Source organism: Gordonia sp. 135 (genome assembly GCF_009720185.1).
Classification (GTDB): Bacteria; Actinomycetota; Actinomycetes; order Mycobacteriales; family Mycobacteriaceae; genus Gordonia; species Gordonia alkanivorans.
The window spans coordinates 2,688,678-2,708,041 of the sequence record NZ_CP046257.1 but is presented as its reverse complement, the minus strand read 5'-3'; the positions used below and the strand labels follow the sequence as shown (position 1 = coordinate 2,708,041).

The 19,364-nt window shown below is 67.4% G+C and carries 17 protein-coding genes; 11 read left to right on the top strand and 6 right to left on the bottom strand.

Annotation, left to right across the window (positions count from 1 at the left end; genetic code table 11):
• Positions 1-55: 55 nt before the first annotated feature.
• Genes GKZ92_RS12155 through GKZ92_RS12125 form a run of 7 tightly spaced genes read left to right on the top strand, consistent with a single transcriptional unit; the run spans position 56 to position 6,519 of the window.
• The gene (locus tag GKZ92_RS12155) at positions 56-862 is read left to right on the top strand and encodes a helix-turn-helix transcriptional regulator (protein WP_042378037.1); all 807 of its coding nucleotides are present in this window, start codon (positions 56-58) and stop codon (positions 860-862) included.
• A complete protein-coding gene (sufB, locus tag GKZ92_RS12150) occupies positions 859-2,313 on the top strand; it encodes a Fe-S cluster assembly protein SufB (protein WP_035751525.1) in 1,455 nt (484 codons plus the stop codon). Before GKZ92_RS12155 ends, sufB begins: the two co-directional genes overlap by 4 nt.
• The gene (gene sufD / locus GKZ92_RS12145; RefSeq protein WP_035751527.1) at positions 2,313-3,500 is read left to right on the top strand and encodes a Fe-S cluster assembly protein SufD; all 1,188 of its coding nucleotides are present in this window, start codon (positions 2,313-2,315) and stop codon (positions 3,498-3,500) included. The genes sufB and sufD overlap by 1 nt, the downstream gene beginning before the upstream one ends.
• A gap of 55 nt (positions 3,501-3,555) precedes the next feature.
• Positions 3,556-4,329, top strand: a complete 774-nt coding sequence (gene sufC / locus GKZ92_RS12140; protein ID WP_006357249.1) for a Fe-S cluster assembly ATPase SufC — start codon at positions 3,556-3,558, stop codon at positions 4,327-4,329.
• 26 nt (positions 4,330-4,355) lie between these two features.
• On the top strand, positions 4,356-5,642 hold the full coding sequence (locus tag GKZ92_RS12135; RefSeq protein ID WP_155225308.1) for a cysteine desulfurase: 1,287 nt from the start codon (positions 4,356-4,358) through the stop codon (positions 5,640-5,642).
• 2 nt (positions 5,643-5,644) lie between these two features.
• Positions 5,645-6,127, top strand: coding sequence for a Fe-S cluster assembly sulfur transfer protein SufU (sufU, locus tag GKZ92_RS12130; protein ID WP_006357251.1), 483 nt, complete (start codon positions 5,645-5,647; stop codon positions 6,125-6,127).
• Positions 6,124-6,519 carry a metal-sulfur cluster assembly factor gene (locus tag GKZ92_RS12125; RefSeq protein ID WP_006357252.1) on the top strand — a complete coding sequence of 132 codons (396 nt, stop codon included), beginning with the start codon at positions 6,124-6,126 and terminating at the stop codon, positions 6,517-6,519. The genes sufU and GKZ92_RS12125 overlap by 4 nt, the downstream gene beginning before the upstream one ends.
• Before the next feature lie 9 nt (positions 6,520-6,528).
• Here GKZ92_RS12125 and GKZ92_RS12120 read toward each other — a convergent pair whose 3' ends face one another.
• On the bottom strand, positions 6,529-6,852 hold the full coding sequence (locus GKZ92_RS12120; RefSeq protein WP_042378043.1) for a hypothetical protein: 324 nt from the start codon (positions 6,850-6,852) through the stop codon (positions 6,529-6,531).
• A 100-nt stretch (positions 6,853-6,952) separates the two neighbouring features.
• Between GKZ92_RS12120 and GKZ92_RS12115 the strand changes: the two genes are divergently transcribed.
• The 3 genes from GKZ92_RS12115 (at position 6,953) to GKZ92_RS12105 (ending at position 10,345) form a co-directional block, all read left to right on the top strand.
• The gene (locus GKZ92_RS12115; protein ID WP_052362808.1) at positions 6,953-8,026 is read left to right on the top strand and encodes a helix-turn-helix transcriptional regulator; all 1,074 of its coding nucleotides are present in this window, start codon (positions 6,953-6,955) and stop codon (positions 8,024-8,026) included.
• 64 nt (positions 8,027-8,090) lie between these two features.
• Positions 8,091-8,453, top strand: a complete 363-nt coding sequence (locus tag GKZ92_RS12110) for a J-domain-containing protein (protein WP_187346508.1) — start codon at positions 8,091-8,093, stop codon at positions 8,451-8,453.
• A 182-nt stretch (positions 8,454-8,635) separates the two neighbouring features.
• Positions 8,636-10,345 (top strand): amidase, encoded by a 1,710-nt coding sequence (locus GKZ92_RS12105; protein ID WP_155225307.1) that lies wholly within the window; start codon positions 8,636-8,638, stop codon positions 10,343-10,345.
• Positions 10,346-10,441: 96 nt separating this feature from the next.
• Here GKZ92_RS12105 and GKZ92_RS12100 read toward each other — a convergent pair whose 3' ends face one another.
• Both GKZ92_RS12100 and GKZ92_RS12095 read right to left on the bottom strand, forming a co-directional pair.
• A complete protein-coding gene (locus GKZ92_RS12100) occupies positions 10,442-11,584 on the bottom strand; it encodes a lycopene cyclase family protein (RefSeq protein ID WP_075863274.1) in 1,143 nt (380 codons plus the stop codon).
• Between the two features lie 41 nt (positions 11,585-11,625).
• The gene (locus GKZ92_RS12095) at positions 11,626-12,441 is read right to left on the bottom strand and encodes an SDR family oxidoreductase (RefSeq protein WP_155225306.1); all 816 of its coding nucleotides are present in this window, start codon (positions 12,439-12,441) and stop codon (positions 11,626-11,628) included.
• 99 nt (positions 12,442-12,540) lie between these two features.
• Here GKZ92_RS12095 and GKZ92_RS12090 point away from each other — a divergent pair, with 99 nt between their 5' ends.
• Entirely contained in the window at positions 12,541-14,169 is a 1,629-nt protein-coding gene (locus tag GKZ92_RS12090; RefSeq protein WP_006357257.1) for an ABC-F family ATP-binding cassette domain-containing protein, read from the top strand.
• A 280-nt stretch (positions 14,170-14,449) separates the two neighbouring features.
• On the opposite strand, the gene GKZ92_RS12085 is transcribed toward GKZ92_RS12090, so the two are convergent.
• The 3 genes from GKZ92_RS12085 to GKZ92_RS12075 all read right to left on the bottom strand — a co-directional run bounded on the left by GKZ92_RS12085 (position 14,450) and on the right by GKZ92_RS12075 (position 19,283).
• Positions 14,450-15,838: an IS1380-like element ISGosp1 family transposase gene (locus tag GKZ92_RS12085; RefSeq protein WP_006360329.1), complete on the bottom strand. Its 1,389-nt coding sequence runs from the start codon at positions 15,836-15,838 to the stop codon at positions 14,450-14,452.
• Between the two features lie 151 nt (positions 15,839-15,989).
• A complete protein-coding gene (locus GKZ92_RS12080; RefSeq protein WP_006360454.1) occupies positions 15,990-17,534 on the bottom strand; it encodes an AMP-binding protein in 1,545 nt (514 codons plus the stop codon).
• 135 nt (positions 17,535-17,669) lie between these two features.
• Positions 17,670-19,283 (bottom strand): GMC oxidoreductase, encoded by a 1,614-nt coding sequence (locus GKZ92_RS12075; RefSeq protein ID WP_042376255.1) that lies wholly within the window; start codon positions 19,281-19,283, stop codon positions 17,670-17,672.
• Between the last annotated feature and the right edge of the window lie 81 nt (positions 19,284-19,364).

The following is a 19,364-nucleotide window of genomic DNA, read 5'->3' as shown; positions in this document are numbered from 1 at the left end:
GGCACCCTTGCTGGCAGGGCGGAATCAATTACGTCACACTCGTGTTGTGAAAACCATGCGGAACGATGTTGTGCTGCCCTCGGGCGGCGGCGATGCCGTGCCCTCCGCTGGTACGGCAACCACTCGCGCGCCCCTCGGTGCCGATGCGCACCACGATGGTCAGACGCGTGATGCGGTGGTGAACCTGCTCGTCGAGGACGGCCCGCTGACCGCGAGCGAGATCGGTGAGCGCCTCGGTATCTCCGCCGCCGGAGTGCGTCGTCACCTCGACGCGCTCACCAGTGCCGGGGACATCGAGGTCGCCTCGACCGGGTTCGGTCAGCGTCGCGGTCGTGCACGCGGTCGACCGGCGAAGTGGTTCCAGCTCACGGCGGAGGGGCGCGGCAAGATGCGCCACGCCTACGACGACCTCGCCGGTGCCGCGATGCGCAAGCTCCGTGACCTCGGTGGCCACGACGCCGTCGCCGAGTTCGCGCGGGAACGTGTCGAACGGATCGTCGCCGACGTGTCGCCGAGCGCCGACCCGTTCACGGTCTCCGACACGGTCGAGGAGATCGCCGACGCGTTGACCAGCGCGGGATACGCGACCAACACCCGGCAGGTCGGCAACGGCATCCAGATCTGCCAGCACCACTGCCCGGTGGCGCACGTCGCCACCGAGTTCCCCGAACTCTGTGAGGCCGAGACCGCGGTCTTCACCGAGCTGCTCGGCACGCATGTGCAGCGCCTGGCCACCATCGCCAACGGTGACTGCGCCTGCACCACCCACGTGCCGATCCACCCGCCGCCGGAGGCTCCACCGTCTCCCCGGCACGGAACCTCACAGACACTGCCCACGACAACCCGAAAGGCCACGCGATGACCGTCACCGATCCGGCCGCCACCACGCCGACCGCCCCGGCTCCCCTCACGCAGGAAGAGACGATTGCCGCGCTCGGCAAGTACGGCTACGGCTGGGCCGACTCCGACGTGGCCGGCGCCAGCGCCAGGCGCGGACTGTCCCCGGCGGTCGTCGCCGACATCTCGGCCAAGAAGAGCGAACCCGAGTGGATGCTCGAGCAGCGACTCAAGGCACTGAAGATCTTCGACAAGAAGCCGATGCCGCACTGGGGCGCCGGACTCGAGGGCATCGACTTCGACAACATCAAGTACTTCGTGCGGTCCAGCGAGAAGCAGGCCGCCACGTGGGAAGACCTGCCCGAGGACATCAAAAACACCTACGACAAGCTCGGAATCCCCGAGGCGGAGAAGCAGCGCCTGGTCTCCGGTGTCGCCGCCCAGTACGAGTCCGAGGTCGTGTACCACTCGATCCGTGAGGATCTCGAGAAGCAGGGCGTGATCTTCCTCGACACCGACACCGCGCTCAAGGAGCACCCGGAGATCTTCCAGGAGTACTTCGGTTCGGTCATCCCGGCCGGCGACAACAAGTTCTCCGCGCTGAACACCGCGGTCTGGTCCGGTGGCTCGTTCATCTACGTCCCGCCCGGCGTCCACGTCGACATCCCGCTCCAGGCCTACTTCCGGATCAACACCGAGAACATGGGTCAGTTCGAGCGCACGCTGATCATCGTCGACGAGGGTGCTTACGTGCACTACGTCGAGGGTTGTACCGCGCCGATCTACAAGACCGACTCGCTGCACTCCGCGGTCGTCGAGATCATCGTGAAGAAGGGCGGCCGCTGCCGCTACACGACCATCCAGAACTGGTCGAACAACGTCTACAACCTGGTGACCAAGCGCGCCAAGGCCGAGGCCGGCGCCACCATGGAGTGGGTCGACGGCAACATCGGCTCGAAGGTCACCATGAAGTACCCGGCGGTCTGGCTGACCGGTGAACACGCGAAGGGCGAGGTCCTCTCGGTCGCCTTCGCCGGCCCCGGCCAGCACCAGGACACCGGCTCCAAGATGGTCCACCTCGCACCGAACACCTCGAGCAACATCATCTCGAAGTCGGTGGCCCGCGGTGGTGGCCGCGCTTCCTACCGCGGCCTGATCAAGGTCAACAACGGAGCGCACGGCAGCCGTTCGACGGTGAAATGCGATGCGCTGCTGGTCGACACCATCTCCCGCAGTGATACCTACCCCTACGTCGACATCCGCGAGGACGACGTGACGATGGGGCACGAGGCGACCGTCTCGAAGGTCAGCGACGATCAGCTCTTCTACCTGATGAGCCGTGGTCTGACCGAGGACGAGGCGATGGCCATGGTGGTCCGCGGCTTCGTCGAGCCGATCGCCAAGGAACTCCCGATGGAATACGCGCTCGAGCTCAACCGCCTGATCGAGCTTCAGATGGAAGGAGCCGTCGGCTGATGGCCGATCCGACACTCCCGGTTTCGACACCGGGATCGCATTCGCCTGTCGTCAACAAGGGTGAACTGTTCACCTCGTTCGACGTCAACGCCTTCGAGGTGCCCAGCCCTCGCGAAGAGGCCTGGCGCTTCACCCCGTTCCGCCGACTGCGCGGTCTGCACGACGGTTCCGCGCAGCGGACCGGCGAGGCCACCGTGGATGTTTCCGGAGTCGCCGACGGCGTCACGGTGGAGACCGTGGGTCGCGAGGACGAGCGCCTCGGCCAGGGCGGCGTGCCCTTCGACCGGGTTGCCGCACAGGCGTACTCGTCGTTCACCCAGGCCACGGTCGTCACCGTCGGCCGCGAGGTCGAGCTGTCCGAGCCGGTCACCATCACGATCACCGGACCCGGTGAGGGCGAGACCGCCTTCGGTCACACCCAGGTCAGGCTAGAGCCCTTCGCCCGCGCCGTCGTGGTGCTGGACCAGAAGGGCGGCGGAACCTTCGCCGAGAACGTCGAGTTCGTCGTCGGCGACAGTGCCGCGCTCACCGTCGTCAACGTCCACGACTGGGATGACGATGCCGTGCACGTCGTCACCCATCACGTGCGCACCGGCCGCGACGCCGTGGTCCGCCACTTCGCGGTCAGCTTCGGCGGCAACCTCGTTCGGCTCTCGCCGATCGTCCACTACGACGCGCCGGGCGGCGACGTCGAGATGTGGGGTCTGTACTTCGCCGACGCCGGACAGCATCTCGAGCAGCGTCTGCTCGTCGACCACAGCCAGCCCAATTGTCGCTCGAACGTGGTGTACAAGGGTGCGCTGCAGGGCGATACGACCGGCGACCGGTCGCGTGAGGCGCACACCGTCTGGATCGGCGACGTGCTGATCCGCGCCGAGGCCGAGGGAACCGACACCTTCGAGCTCAACCGCAACCTGGTGCTCACCGACAACGCCCGCGCCGACTCGGTGCCGAACCTCGAGATCGAGACCGGTGAGATCGTCGGTGCCGGCCACGCCAGTGCCACCGGACGTTTCGACGACGAGCAGCTGTTCTACCTGCAGGCTCGCGGCATCCCCGAGGATCAGGCGCGCCGTCTGGTCATCCGCGGATTCTTCGGCGAGGTGATCGCCAAGATCGGTGTGCCCGAGCTCCGCGAGCGTCTGTCCGCCGCCGTCGAGCGCGAGCTCGAACTCTCCGGCGCCTGACCAGCGTCCGCGCCTGACTCAAACCTCCCACAGCCTGTTAGAGAGAACTCAGAACATGACCACACTGGAAATCCGTGACCTGCACGTCGATGTCGCCCAGACCGACGCCGACGCCGAGCCCATCCACATCCTCAAGGGTGTCGACCTGACCGTGAAGTCCGGTGAGACGCACGCGATCATGGGCCCCAACGGTTCGGGCAAGTCGACGCTCTCCTACGCGATCGCCGGCCACCCCAAGTACGAGGTCACCTCCGGTTCGATCACCCTCGACGGCGAGAACGTCCTGGAGATGAGCGTCGACGAGCGTGCTCGTGCAGGCCTGTTCCTGGCCATGCAGTATCCGGTCGAGGTGCCCGGCGTCTCGATGTCGAACTTCCTGCGCACCGCCGCCACCGCCGTCCGCGGCGAGGCACCGAAGCTGCGTCACTGGGTCAAGGAGACCAAGGAGGCGATGACCGCTCTCGAGATCGACCCGTCGTTCTCCGAGCGGAGCGTCAACGAGGGCTTCTCCGGTGGTGAGAAGAAGCGCCACGAGATCCTCCAGCTCGACCTGCTCAAGCCGAAGATCGCCATCCTCGACGAGACCGACTCGGGCCTCGACGTCGACGCGCTCCGAGTCGTCAGCGAGGGTGTCAACCGGTACAAGGAACGCGACAACGGCGGCGTCCTGCTGATCACGCACTACACACGCATCCTCCGCTACATCAAGCCCGACTACGTCCACGTCTTCGTCAACGGACGCGTCGTCGAGTCCGGCGGCCCGGAGCTGGCCGATGTGCTCGAGGAGAACGGTTACGAGCGCTTCACCTCGGCGGCCAAGGCCGGCTGAACCAACACCCCTGGAGGTGCACGCACGTGACACTCTCACCTGAGACAACAACTGCGGCAGCCGCTCTCGACGTCGAGGCGCTGCGCGCGGACTTCCCGATCCTGTCGCGCACCGTTCGTGACGAGAAGCCGTTGGTGTACCTCGACTCCGGGGCCACCTCGCAACGTCCCGTCCAGGTGCTCGACGCCGAGCGGTACTTCCTGACCCACCACAATGCCGCGGTGCACCGGGGAGCCCACCAGCTCGCCGAAGAGGCCACCGAGGCCTATGAGGACGCGCGCGAGGTCATCGCCGGGTTCGTCGGGGCGTCGTCGGACCAGCTCGTCTTCACCAAGAACGCCACCGAGGCGCTCAACCTGGTGACCTACACGCTCGGTGACCCGCGCTCGGCGTCGGTTCTCGGCGGTTCGGCACTCGGTCCCGGCGACACGGTGGTGATCACCGAACTCGAGCATCACGCGAATCTGGTTTCATGGCAGGAACTCTGCCGTCGGACCGGCGCGACACTGCGCTGGTACGGCGTGACCGACGACGGTCGGATCGACGTGGACTCGCTGACCCTCGACGAGTCGGTGAAGGTCATCGCGTTCACCCATCAGTCGAACGTCACCGGTGCGGTCGCCGATGTCCCCGAACTCGTCTCCCGTGCGCGGGCCGTCGGCGCGCTCGTCGTCCTCGACGCGTGCCAGTCGGTGCCGCACATGCCGGTCGACTTCACCGCGCTGGACGTCGATTTCGCCGCCTTCTCCGGGCACAAGATGTTCGGCCCGAGTGGTGTCGGCGCGCTGTACGGCAAGAGTGAACTCCTGGAGGCGTTGCCGCCGTTCATCACCGGTGGATCGATGATCGAGACCGTCACGATGGAGGCGTCGACCTACGCGGCGCCGCCGCAGCGTTTCGAGGCCGGTGTGCCGATGACCTCGCAGGTCGTGGGCCTCGGTGCCGCGGTGCGCTACCTGCAGACCATCGGTATGGAAGCCGTTGCCGCCCATGAGCATGCACTCGTCGAGTACGCGCTCACGCGGCTCGGCGAGATCGACGGTCTGCGCATCATCGGGCCGGCCACCGCGGAGAACCGCGGGGGAGCGGTGTCCTTCCTCGTCGACGGCATCCATGCCCACGACCTCGGGCAGATCCTCGACGACGAGGGTGTCGCCATCCGCGTCGGCCATCACTGCGCATGGCCGCTGCACCGCCGGTTCGGAGTGGCCGCGACCGCGCGCGCATCGTTCGCCGCCTACAACACGCTTGCCGAGGTCGACGCGCTGGCCGCAGCAATCGTCAAGGCGCAGAAGTTCTTCGGGGTGAACTGAGCATGCGTATGGAGCAGATGTACCAGGAAGTGATCCTGGACCACTACAAACATCCGCACGGTCGGGGACTGCGCGAGCCGTTCGGCACCGAGGTGCACCACGTCAATCCGACGTGCGGCGACGAGGTGACCCTGCGCGTCGCCGTCTCCGCGGACGGCACCACGATCGACGACGTGTCCTACGACGGGCAGGGATGCTCGATCTCCCAGGCCTCGACGTCGGTGCTGTACGACCTGATCGTCGGGCAGTCGGTCGGCGAGGCTCTCGCCACCGTCGAGTCGTTCAACGCGATGATGACCTCCCGCGGTAAGGATCCGGGCGATGAGGACGTCATCGGTGACGGCATCGCCTTCACCGGCGTCAGCAAGTACCCGGCGCGCGTGAAGTGCGCCCTCCTCGGCTGGATGGCGTTCAAGGACGCTCTCTCCCAGACGGTGGACAGCCACGACACCGACAGCCACGAGAAAGAAGCGGAGTCAGCATGAGTGACGAGACAGCCACCGAGAACCCGACCGCGACGGACACCACCGCCGCCGGCACTCCGGCCGCCCCGGCGACCTCGCTGCCGGCCCTCGAAGACGTGGAAGAGGCGATGCGCGACGTCGTCGACCCCGAGCTGGGGATCAACGTCGTCGACCTCGGACTCGTCTACGGCATCGAGGTGACCGACGAGGCCGTCGCGAAGATCGACATGACCCTCACGTCGGCGGCGTGTCCGCTGACCGACGTCATCGAGGATCAGTCGCGCGGCGCCCTGGTCGGCAGCGGTCTGTGTACCGACCTCGAGATCAACTGGGTCTGGCTGCCGCCGTGGGGCCCGGACAAGATCACCGACGACGGCCGGGAGCAGCTGCGCGCGCTCGGATTCACCGTCTAGAACGCTGCGCTACATCGATCCGACCGCCGCCGGGGCGGCCGGATCGATCGCTTTGGCGACGATCACCTCGTGAACGGTGGGCATGCTGTGCGCGTCGCTGACTCGGCGTGAACCGGCGGTGGACCAGATCTTCTCGAGGATTCCGACATAGGCCCTGGTGTGGACGATGTCGGCGAAATCGAGTTCGATCGTGACCTCGGTCGGGTCTGCGACGCTGCGCATCACCCGATAACCGACGACCCCGTTCTCGGCACCTACCCGTTCGAAGCCGTCGAATGCGCGCCGCCAGGCGTCGAAGTCGGGAATGGTTTCGGTGATCCGGAGCTGATACATGGTGTTCCCCTTTCTCGTGAGTGGACTCGTCGACCGTACGAGCGAACGGGTCCGTGCGTACATCCCCGCCACGGGGGATTTCCGGGCCTAGCCTTGACCCATGGGCGTCGATCTCCTGAGTCGGGTCGAGCGCTCCTGCGCGCGTGGCGCCTGGATGGAGAGCCTCCGGCTGGCGGTACTCGGTGACCTCGGGGAGGCGGTCGGGTTCGACGGCCACGTGTGGCTTCTGACCGACCCCACCACCGCGGTCGGAACCTCTCCGCTGGCGACGCTGCCGGGTGTCCCGATGCCTCGTCTGCCCGATCTGATCCGCGCCCGGTACCTCACGACAAGCACACGCTGGACCTCCCTCCGGGGACACCGGGTCCCGGCCACGTCGTGGTCCCGGGCCGGGCATCGCGAGACCGCGGCGTCGTACCCGTGGCGGGATGTGCTGGCGGAATTCGGAGTCTGCGACGTGGCGACGGTGGTCTTCGTCGACCGGTTCGGGTGTTGGGGCTGGCTGGATCTCTGGCGTTTCGGGGTTATGCCGTTCCCCGCCGACGACCTCGACCGGATGTCGCAGATCGCTCCGCCGGTCACGGCCGCCCTCCGCTCTCGCCAGGCCGGGCACTTCACCGAGCCCGTCCGCCCGGCGGACTCCACCGGACCCGCCGTCGTGGTGCTGGATGAGCACCTGCGACTTCGGGGACAGACAGCAGGGGCGGGATCGCGGCTCTTCCGACTCAATCCGCCCGATGCAGGACCGGACGGGCGTATCCCGGACGTACCGGCGATCCCGGCGGCCGCCTACAACGTGGCGGCGCAGCTCGTGGCCCGCGAGAGGGGCGTCGACGCAGCGTCGCCGCGCGCGAGGGTGTTTCTCGAGCACTACGGCTGGCTGACCTTGGAGGCCGACCGGATGAGTGGGGAGCGACCGCCCACCGGTCGCGACATCGCTGTCACGATCGAGCGCAGCGGTTTCACCGACCGACTGGATCTCTTCGCCCGTGTGACCGGCCTGACCAGTCGAGAGCGGGAGGTGCTCGGCCGTGTCTGCGCAGGTATGGACAACAGGTCGATCGCCGCCGCGGTGTCCGTCTCCGAGCACACGGTGCACGTCCACGTGAAGTCGACCCTCCGGAAGACCGAGTGCGGCAATCGGACGAATCTGATCGCCCGCATCGCGGGCTGAGCGTCTCCGGTGCGGGGGGAGTAGAACCGAAGATGTGAACCGGTTCGAATCACGCGTCGAGCGGATGATCCGCGAGGCGGCCGAACGCGGCGAGTTCGACGACCTGCCGGGTGCCGGCAAACCGCTCGACCTGTCGGACAGCGACGACCCCGATTGGTGGGTCAAGCGCAAGATCCGTGACGAGAACCTGGATTCCTCGGCCCTCCTCCCGGCGCCGCTCCAATTGCGCCGGGAGGCACAGGATTTCCCGGAGTCGCTGCGCGACATCGCCGACGAGACCGCAGTCCGCGACATCCTCACCGACTTCAATCGGCGTGTACGAGAAGCACACCTGGCGCCACGTCGGATCGCGATGCCGCACAGCGTCGTCGCCCACACCATCGACATCGACGACATGGTCCGGCAGTGGCGCGCCCGACGGCGCTGACCGTCTCTGGTGCTGAGCAGGGATGTGCGGTTCCCAGCCGATGGTCTGACGTCGCGATCCCGCCGTGCCCGCCGAAGCGCCCGATGTTTACGCCGGTCCGTGCCGTGGTAATCCCCGGCGCGGCTCCGAAGTGTTCGGTATCGCGGATCGCGAATCAGGCCAAGATCGAAAGAGGCTCCGGTATGGACGAGTCCGTTGTCGTCTCGAGCGGACTGACCAGAAGAGGTTTCCTGGGGGCAGCCGCCATCGGCGCCACCGGGGTGGCCGCGATGGGTGTGGGTGGGACGGCGGCGGGCCTACCCGGGGGCAGCGTCCGCACAGCAGCACGTCGTCTACCCCCGCCTGCGTCTATCACGGCCACCGATCCGGCGCTGCTCAGCGCCGTTGAGGCGGCGAGCTTGCTGCAGTCGGGCCGACTGCATCCGAGAGAGCTGCTCGACGCCTGTCTCGCTCGTAGTGGGGCTCTGGACGGACAGATCGGCGGCTGGGTTCGGATCTACCCGGAGATGGCTTACTCGGCCGCGGATGCCGCGGCCCGACGTCTCTCCGCCAAAGGTCGAAGTAGCCATGGTGAAGCGCCTCCCGTGTGTGGCATCCCGGTGGCTCTCAAGGACGTTTTCGCGGTCGCGGGCCTACCCCTCACGGCCTCGAGCAGGGTGCTCAAGGGGAATGTCGCGGCTGGAGATTCCACTGTATGGGCCAAACTTCGAGAATCCGGCATTGTGCTGATGGGGCACGCGCACACAGATGAGTTCGCTATGGTTATCGCCACTGAGCAGGTGGGGAACCCGTGGGACCCGGAATACTCGCCTGGCGGGTCGTCCGGAGGGAGCGCGGCTGTTCTCGCTGCACGGTTCGTCCCGCTTTCGACTGGCACCGACACGGGCGGCTCGCTGCGGTTGCCGGCCAGCGCGTGCGGTGTCACTGCGATCAAACCGACATTCGGTCGGTGCAGCGCCTACGGGGTGATCCCGTTGGTCTGGACCCGTGACCACGTCGGGCCGATGGGGCGCAGCGTCGCCGACGCCGCACTCTTGCTCGATCAAATGGTCGGCGCCGACCCGAACGATCCCATCACCGGCGTCGCTCCACCTGCACCGGCCGAGGGTTACCCCTTGGTCGCCAGGGGCGGTCGATCGCCTTTGGCCGGTTTTCGATTCGGCGTCGCGCGGCGCAAGGCGGAATCCCTCCCCCCGGCCCTCGCCGAGCTGTTCGATCGTTATCTCGACCTCATCCGGCGCATGGGTGGTCGAGTCGTCGACGTGTCGTTTCCGACCCCTGCTCCGTCGCTGTTGACCGGTGATCTAGCCGAGATGGGCAGCTACCACCGGCAGTTCGCCGACCGGATATCAAGCTACCGCGCCGACAACGCCGCGACTGTCGCCGCGGCCGCCGCGGCGCTCGGTATTCCATCGATCGACTACCTCACAGCTGCGCGAAATAGGCTTCGATATCAACACGAGTTCAACAGGATGTTCGCTGCTGACGATCTCGACGCTGTAGTCGTACCCGGCTCGACGGTGGACGGGGCGAAGCGAATCGAGGTGGCGGGGGTGTCGGTCTTCGGCGGCAACACCGGAGACGTCCAGTGGGCCAACCTTGCCGGCACACCTGTCATCTGTACGCCGGCCGGTCGTTCTGCAACGACGGGACTCCCGTTCGGCGTGCAGATCGGAGGGCGAGCTTGGGATGAACAACGTCTCATCGAGATCGTCCTCGAACTCCAGGCGGCCAGTCCGGATTGGCAGGACGCGCCTTCGGTCTCGGCGGCCCCTCGCGACATACCGCGGGCGCGGAGGACCACACCTGGTGCGGGGCCTGATCCCACCAACACGAGCAACGTGGGTGTCGCCTTCAACTTCGTCCCCACGAGGTCGACCGCCGAACTTTGAGTCACGCTTCGGATGTTTTCGGCGGCGACCGGACCCTGCAGGTTCTGCATCCGGGGTGGTGCTGGACTGCGGTAAAGGCCGTCGAGCGTCGCAGATTTACCGAATCGGCGCAGGGCCGACGTCCCCCGCCCAGTCCGGCGTGGACATGGCCCCGCGGGCCACGACGGCCCGCGTGCGCATGTCGACGGCCCGGATGACCCGGGTCATCGCGCCCATCGTCCCGGTCAGGTCGTCGCGCCGGCTGAGGTAGCTGCGCTGCGCTTCGATCGGCATCGCGAAGAACGCCTCGAAGAACGCGATCGTCTGGGTGGGGCTGAGTCGCAACAGGACGCTGAGTCCGCGCAGACGGAGATTGTGGACGGCGCGTGCCGAGGCAGGCCACAGCTCGGGCATCGGGTCCCGCCCCGCGGCCAGCGCGGCGACGACGTCGTCGACGCACATCAGTGAGTAGGCGACGCTGTAGCCGGTTGTCGGATTCTTGAAACCGCCTGCGGCACCGAACCGGAACGTCGGATCCCGCCACGGCTGCGGCGACGACCCCGTCATCGGGAACGCCACCCGTTCGGCCCGGCGGACACCCGACGGAAGCCCGCCGAGCCGGACGTCGAGCCGACGCTTCAACTCGTCGAGACCAAGTGCCGGCAGGCCGACCAGACAGGTCTCCTCCAGGAGGTACTCGTCGTCGCCGAGCGGCACCACATAGAGGAACGACGGCAGCGCCCGGCGGTCGACGATTCCGCCGCGCCAGTCCATCAGCAGCGCCTCGTGGTCTTCGAGAAAAGGTGCGGCGGTGGCCTTGTCGACGACGATGCCGTAGGCGGTCTGCCGGGGCGCCTCGTGGGTGAGCGCCCCCCGGCAGTCGACCACCACGTCGCCGGTCAGGACCCGACCGGACTTGAGATGTACTCGCGCCCCGTCGACCTCGGTCACCCGGTCGGTGACGATGTCCGCTCCGTCGAGTGTCAGGGAGCGTTGCAGACCGGGGGTGTCGAACACCGTGTAACCGCGGTCCACTTCATCGAGAGCGGTGCCGGCTACGCCGACGCGATCGAGGCGGGCGGCGAACGCCGCCGGGTCGAGCCAGTCGGGGAGCTCGTCGGACCAGCAGGCGAAGGTGGACTGCCAGACGCGGTCGGGGTGGGTGTCGACGACGGTCACCGGTACCGCGGCGGCGAGCAGCCGATGGGCCAGGGCACGCCCGGCCGGTCCCGCACCCAGAACGATCACTCCGCCGGCCATGCCCTCGATCCTGCCACGAACCGGCGAGAGCCTCCTTCTCGCTAGGCGCCGCCCGTGGCCAGCGTGCCGCCGTCCACGGCGAGGGTCTCGCCGGTGATCCAGGCCGCCTCGTCGCTGGCCAGGAAGGCGACCGCGCGGGCGACGTCCTCGGGTTCGCCGATGCGCTTCATCGGATATGCCGCGGCGGCGCGGGCCTCGTTCTCGCCCGCGATCAATCCGGAGGCGAACTTCGTGCGCACGATCGCGGGCGCGATCGCGTTCACCCGGATGTTCGGGCCCAGCTCCCACGCCAGTTCCGCGGTGAGACGGATCAACGCGGCCTTCGAGGTGCCGTAGGCCGCGATGACACCGGTCGACCGGAGACCGGCGACGGAGGAGATGTTGACCACCGCGCCCCCGGTGTCCTTTATGCCCGCCCGGTAGGCCTCCTGGACGAAGCCGAGGGCGGCGACGACGTTGGTGTCGAAGGTCTTGCGGTAGGCGTCCAGATCGGCGTCCATCAGTGGTCCGGCGAGCGGGGCGATCCCGGTGTTGTTGACCAGGATGTGGATTCCCCCGCCCTGCTCGACAGCCGCCGCGACCGCACCCGCCCGGTCGTCGGCGTCCCCGGTGTTGGCGGCGAACGCGGTCACCGCCGCCGACGGCACGGCCTCCCGGATACGCTCGGCGGCCTCGGAGAGCGGCTCCGCCTTACGGCTCGTGATGACGACGGAGGCGCCGCGTCGGGCGAGCTCGGTGGCGATGGCCTCGCCGATGCCCCGGCTGGCGCCGGTGACCAGAGCGGAACGCCCCGTCAGGTCGGACGTCTGGGGGAACGAGGACTGGGGAATCGTTGTGGATTGCGTCACGTCTGCCACCGTATCGGTCCACCGTGTCGCCGTGGGGCGACTCCGCGGCGTGGTCTGCGACCCTTTCGTGGACAAACCAGTGGACGCGCGCCGGTAGACTGGTCCGTCGTGATCACCGCGACCGACCTGGAGGTACGAGCGGGCGCTCGGACCCTGTTATCGGCGCCCGGCGACGCCCTCCGTATCCAGCCCGGCGACCGGATCGGCCTCGTGGGCCGCAACGGCGCCGGCAAGACCACGACTCTGCGCATCCTGGCGGGGGAGACCGAGCCCTATGCCGGCACCGTCCGGCGCTCGGGTGAACTCGGCTACCTGCCCCAGGATCCCAAAGAGGGCGATCTGGAGGTCCTCGCCAAGGACCGTGTTCTGTCGGCACGCGGACTCGACGAGATCCTGCGCGACATGGAGAAGCAGCAGGCGCGGATGGCCGAGGCCGCCGATGACAAGCTGCGCGACAAGGCCGTCGCCCGTTATGGACGTCTCGAGGAGCGCTTCGCCGCCCTCGGCGGTTACATCGCCGAATCCGAGGCTGCCCGCATCTGCAACAGCCTGGGTCTTCCGGACCGCGTGCTGAACCAGCCGCTGCGTACCCTCTCGGGTGGCCAGCGTCGTCGCATCGAGCTCGCTCGCATCCTGTTCGCCGCCTCGGACGGCTCCGGGAAGTCCGACACGACGCTCCTGCTCGACGAACCGACCAACCACCTCGACGCCGATTCGATCGCGTGGCTGCGCAGCTTCCTGATGAACCACGAGGGCGGGTTGGTCGTGATCAGTCACGACGTCGAGCTGCTCGCCGACGTCGTGAACCGCGTGTGGTTCCTCGACGCCGTACGCGGCGAGGCCGACATCTACAACATGAGCTGGAAGCGCTACCTCGACGCGCGCGCCACCGACGAACAGCGTCGCCGCCGCGAACGCGCCAACGCCGAGAAGAAGGCCTCCGCACTGCGTGCCCAGGCCGCGAAGCTCGGCGCCAAGGCCACCAAGGCGACCGCCGCCCAGAACATGCTCAAGCGCGCCGAACGCATGATCGACTCGCTCGACGAGGAGCGGGTGGCCGATCGCACCGCGCGGATCCGATTCCCGGAACCGGCCACCTGCGGCAAGACACCACTCATGGCCTCGGGACTGTCGAAGAGCTATGGCTCCCTGGAGATCTTCACCGGCGTCGACCTCGCCATCGACAAGGGCAGTCGCGTCGTCGTCCTCGGACTCAACGGTGCGGGTAAGACCACGCTCCTGAAAATGCTTGCGGGCGTGGAGAAGCCGGACACCGGACAACTCGAACCCGGTTACGGCTTGAAGGTCGGTTACTTCGCGCAGGAACACGACACCCTCGACGACCAGGCCACGGTGTGGGAGAACATCCGCCACGCCGCGCCGGATGCGGGTGAGCAGGACCTGCGGGGACTGTTGGGCGCGTTCATGTTCAGCGGTGCGCAACTCGACCAGCCCGCCGGCACCCTGTCCGGTGGTGAGAAGACCCGTCTCACCCTGGCCGGTCTGGTGTCGTCGGCCGCCAACGTGCTGCTCCTCGACGAACCGACGAACAACCTCGATCCGGTGTCACGCGAACAGGTGCTCGACGCCCTGCGCAGCTACACCGGGGCCGTGGTCCTCGTGACCCACGACCCCGGCGCCGCCGCGGCACTCGATCCGCAGCGGGTGATCCTCCTGCCCGACGGCACCGAGGACCACTGGAGCGACGAGTACCAGGAGATCATCGAGCTCGCCTGACCCCCTTGCTGGCTGATTGAAAGACGCGACACAATCCTCGCTGCCTGAGGTGCGAGGAGCGCAAGCGACGAGCCACGAAGGCCTGGTGAGACAACGTCGCCAGACCCTTCGTGGCTCGCTCCGCTCGCCCCTCAGCCTGGATCCGTGGAGGGGTGTGGGTGAGTGGTGGTGGGGTGTGCGTGAGTGGTTGATCGTGTTGTGGGCGTCGGGTATTCGCTGATCTTGCGTCAGCTTTTTCACTGGGTTTCCTGGTCGTGGGTGGGCGTGTTGGGGTGTTGGGTCAGGTGGTGTTCACCGCGGCCCACAGGGTGGTGAATGCGTGTTGGGATGGCCAGTGTCGGGGCAGGTGCAGGATGGGTGTTCGTGCTGGTCGGGCCAGTCGGGCGGGCACGGCGATGAGCGTGCGGCGCAGCGTCGCTCCGCGCGCGGCTCGTAGTCTGGGGGCCGCGCTGAGCGCGGCGAGGGTGCGCATGAGGTTGTGGCTGATGGCGGTCAGGGCCAGCCAGGCGGCGTTGGCGCCGAAAACGCCGGAGGGAAGATGCGCCAGCGGTCCGTCGATGAGGTCGGCGAACACGGTCTCGATGACGGCGTGGCCGCGGTGGTTGATGTCGGCGGTAACGGTGTCGTCGGTGGTGTTGGTGAAAAACGAGTGATACCGCCAGGCCGGCATCAGGGTGTCGGTGTCGGCGGGGTGATGGGCTTTGACTCGCCGCACGATGAGTCGGGCGGTGATCGGGTGCGGTGAGAGTGGTTTGACCGTGTAGGTGGTTTCGGCGACTTCGGCATCAGAGATCAACTCGCCGGTGTCGGGGTCGGTGACCGCCCCGGGATAGGACACCGGTGTCCAGGCGTCGTCGCCGATGGCGGTGATTGCGCGGGTGATCGCGGTGTTGGTCCGCAGGACCAGCGAGAACGTGGCGCCCAGGCGTTGGCAGGTAGCCATCACCTCGGCCGACCCGTAGGCGGCATCCGCGCGCACGGTGATCTCACCGGCGGCTCCGGCGCGGCGGGCGGTGGCGATGGTTTCGGCGAGCATCGTTGCTGCTCCGGCGCCGGAGGCGGCGCGCCCGGCGCGCAGCCAGGCGTTGGCGATCACCGGTGGGTGCTCGGGTGCACTGAGGGTGGCGATCAGCGGTGAGAGGCCCCGACGCAGCAGTTCACGTCCGGCGATCTTGGCGTGTCCGTAGGAGGCGCCGGTCTTCTGGTAGCCATAGACCGGGCGCAGCAGGGAATCGATATCGAGGAACACGCGGGCACCGTCGGTGGGTAACAATCCTGCCCGGGCACACATCGCCGGCAGCGAGCGCGTCATCACGGCGTTGAGTTGTCGGGTGTGCCCGGGGGTGAACTCCCGCAGGGTTTGTCCGATCGTGGCCGGGGCGTATACGCGGTCGAACAGGCGGGTGTGCCCACCGGCCCGGACGATGTCGAGGTCGTCGATACTGTCAGCGCCGCAACATAACCCGGCGATCACGGTCAGCAGTTTCGCTTCCAGGTTGGCTCCGGCGGAAGCGACCCGGGTGGTGCCCAGATCGACCCGTTCGGCCAGCAATGCGGCCACCCCGGTCGAGTGAGCCAATTCCATCACCGGCACCAACCCGGCATGCGACACCAGATTGTCATCGTCAAAGAGTGCCGACGTGGCCGAGAAGCTGTGTGATACTTTCACTGAAAGTGCCTTCTGAGCTGGGATGTTTAGTGTCTCAACACCACCAATCATCCCAGCTCAGAGGGCATTTTTATATCACCGACACCCCACACCCCTCCACGGATCCAGGCTCAGGGAGCGGTGGCGCGGCAGCTCCCTGAGGGATCGTGAACTAGCCTGCGGGCCAGTACTTCTTGCGCAGTTCGCCCTTGACCAGCTTGCCGGTCGGTGTGCGCGGCAGCTCGTCGACGAAGTCCACCGACCGCGGTGCCTTGTAGGCGGCGATGCTGTCCTTGGTGAACGCGATGAGCTCATCGGCCAGTTCGTCGGAGGGCTCACGACCATCGGCGAGCTGGACACACGCCTTGACGACCTCACCGAGATCCGGGTCGGGAACACCGATCACCGCGACGTCGAAGACCGCCGGATGGTTGATGAGGACGTTCTCGGCCTCCTGCGGGTAGATGTTCACGCCGCCGGAGATGATCATGAAGGCCTTGCGATCGGTGAGGTACAGGTAGCCCTCGTCGTCGACGTAGCCCACATCGCCTGTGGTGGACCAGTTCTCGTGTTCCGGGTGCTGGGCCTTGCGGGTCTTCTCCGGATCGTTGTGGTACCGGAAGGCGACGTCCTCGCGTTCGAAGAAGACCTGTCCGACCTCGCCGACCGGGAGTTCCTTGCCGTCCTCGTCGCAGATGTGGACCACGCCGAGCAGCGGCTTGCCGACCGAACCCGGGTGGTCGAGGGCCTCCTGCGGCCCGATGAAGGTGGCGCCGGCGGCCTCGGTGGACGCGTAGTACTCGTGGATGACCGGGCCCCACCACTCGATCATCGCCTTCTTCACCTCGACCGGGCAGGGCGCCGCGGCGTGGACGGCGATCTTGAGGCTGCTGACGTCGTATGAGTTGCGGACCTCCTCGGGGAGCTTCAGCATGCGGATGAACATGGTGGGTACCCACTGGCTGTGGGTCACCTTGTGGTTCTGGATCGCCGCGAGTGCGGCCTCCGGCTCGAAGCGGTCGAGCATGACCACCGTGCCGCCGACCGAGTTGGTCATGCCGCAATAACGCAGCGGCGCAGCGTGATACAGGGGAGCGGGGGACAGATACACCGACGAGTCGTCGAACCCGTACATCGGCGCGAAGATGGCTGTGTACATGTCGGGGACCTGATCCACCTGGCCGTCGGGCATCGGGGTCTTGATGCCCTTGGGGCGGCCGGTGGTGCCCGAGGAGTAGAGCATGTCGGTACCGCGCGGCTGATCGGCGCGAGGTTCCGCGGACGCGTTGGCCAGGACCTTGTCGTAGCTGTCGAAGCCCTCGAGGTCACCGCCCCACACGAGACGACGGCCGGTGCCGGTGAGGGCCTCGACCTCGCCCGACCGCGAGACGGCGTCGGCGACCGAGGCGCCGGCGAACAGCACCTGGGCGTTGCAGTCGTCGAGGATGTAGTTGGTCTCGGCCGCGGTGAGGTGGCTGTTGACCGCGGTCACGTACAGGCCGCTGCGCAGTGCCGCCCAGTACACCTCGAAGACATGGAGATCGTTGGCGGACACCACCGCAATGGTGTCGCCGCGCTCGAGACCCAGCGACTCCAGGTAGTTGGCGAGCCGCGTCGAGTTCTCGTCGAGCTGACGGTAGGTCAGCTGTTCGCCGGTGGCGGCACGGATGACGGCGGGCTTGTCCGGAGTGGACTTGGCGAAGACTCCAGGGAACAAGGGTGCACTCCTCAGACGAAGGGAACGTTCACCCCGAACGTCCGTTATCTAACGATCGTTCGGGGTGTTGTGTGTCACAGTACCCTAGGCCTCCCGGCCGATCTCACTGCCTTGTGAGGACGACCCGAGTTGTGCTCAGTGGTTCGCCAGGAACCGATCCATCGTGCGTTCGGCGAGTGCCGTGATCGTCAGCGCCGGGTTCACCAGGCCCACGGCACCCGGTACGAACGAGCCGTCGACGACGTAGAGGTTGCCGTAACCGCGGACCGCCCCGTCCATCGATGCCGCGTCTCCCATCACGACGCCACCGAGCCCGTGGTACGTACCCGCCGAACCGAATCCGACGGCGCGGGTGTAGATCGGGACGCCGTTCGCGGGACGGCCGTGGCGTGCCTCGGTGCGCTGGTGGAACTTCCCGACGAAGGCGGCCGCCTGGCGGTCGACCTTGTTGCGTCCCTCCGGGAACGGATAGTTCAGCTTCGCCGTCCGGCTCGCGTGGTCGAAGTCGACCGTGCCGCGTTCGTCGGTGTGTGTCTGTACGAGGTGGGTGGTCCCGGCCTTGCCCAGGGGCGCCGGAAGCGGTGTGGCCTGATAGACCATCGACATCGGCGTCTCGGTGAGACGGTCCTCGTAGATTCGCGCGTACCCCGGTCCGCCCTGGACCAGTCCGAAATCGTCGGACGGGTTGGTGCGGATCGTCAGGAAGTCGCCATTGGTCCCGAACCCGTCGCCGATACGGGGGGAGAGCCGGGGCAGAGTGCCTCTCGCCCGGGCCTCGACGAGCATGCGGGTGGTGTGGAATGAACCCGCCGCCATGAAGAGGTGATCGGCTTCGGCGGTTACCGTCCGGATGGTGCGACCCTGCTCGTCGCGGACCCGGGCGGTGACGACGAATCCCGCCCGGCGTGCGCGCGGTCGGATGTCGAAGACCTCGTGCATCGGCTTGATGGTGACGTTGCCCGTCCGCTCGGCGGCGGCGAGGTAGGTCCGGTCGGTCGACTTCTTGGCGCCGCTGTTCACGCCGTAGCTCAACTCGCCGACGATGACCGACGGGCGTTTACGGCCCGCCATCTCGGCGCGCACGATGTCCCAGTCGATCGCGAAATCGAAGAAGTGCGGGGTGGCGCCGTAGCGCGCGATCACCTTCAGCCAGGACCTGGGCCCGACATAGTTGGGGTGCCTGAGGATGTCGGCCGGCATCGGTGAGACGCCGAGGGTCCTCTTGGCGCGCGGATAGTAGGTCGAGAGGAGCTCGGAGTAGTTCGCCGCGGCCGGGAAGATGTGCTCGAAGTCCTGACGCCGGGGGACCGGGGTGAAGGAACCGAAGACCAGCGAACCGCCCCCGACGCCGGCTCCGTAGACCGCCTCGATGCCGTTGCCGACCACGTGGTCCAGCACGCCCGGGTAGGGCTCGACGGGGATGGACGTGGCGCTGTTCGCGCCGGCTCTGTTGCCGAACCAGGCGGCGCGTTTGTCGGGGCTGGAGAAGGCGGCGAAGGTATCGCCGTCGGGGCGGATCGGCCAGCGGCGGCCACGTTCGAACACTGTGGTCGTGAAACCGGCCTCTCCCAGCCGCAGCGCTGCGACCGACCCGCCGAAGCCCGTGCCGATGACGATCGCCGTACGGCCCGGCGCGGCGTGCGCAGGTGCCGAGGTGGCGCTACCCAGCGCGGCGAGTGCGCCGGCGCCGGCGGCTGTGCCGAGAACGGTCCGGCGTGAGACGGAAATGCTGGATATGTCCAAGTTCACGCTGGAACCCTAGCGTGAGATGAGTTAGGTAAGGAACGCCTTACCGGGCTTTCGTGATGTGGGATGGCTCACCCGAACCTA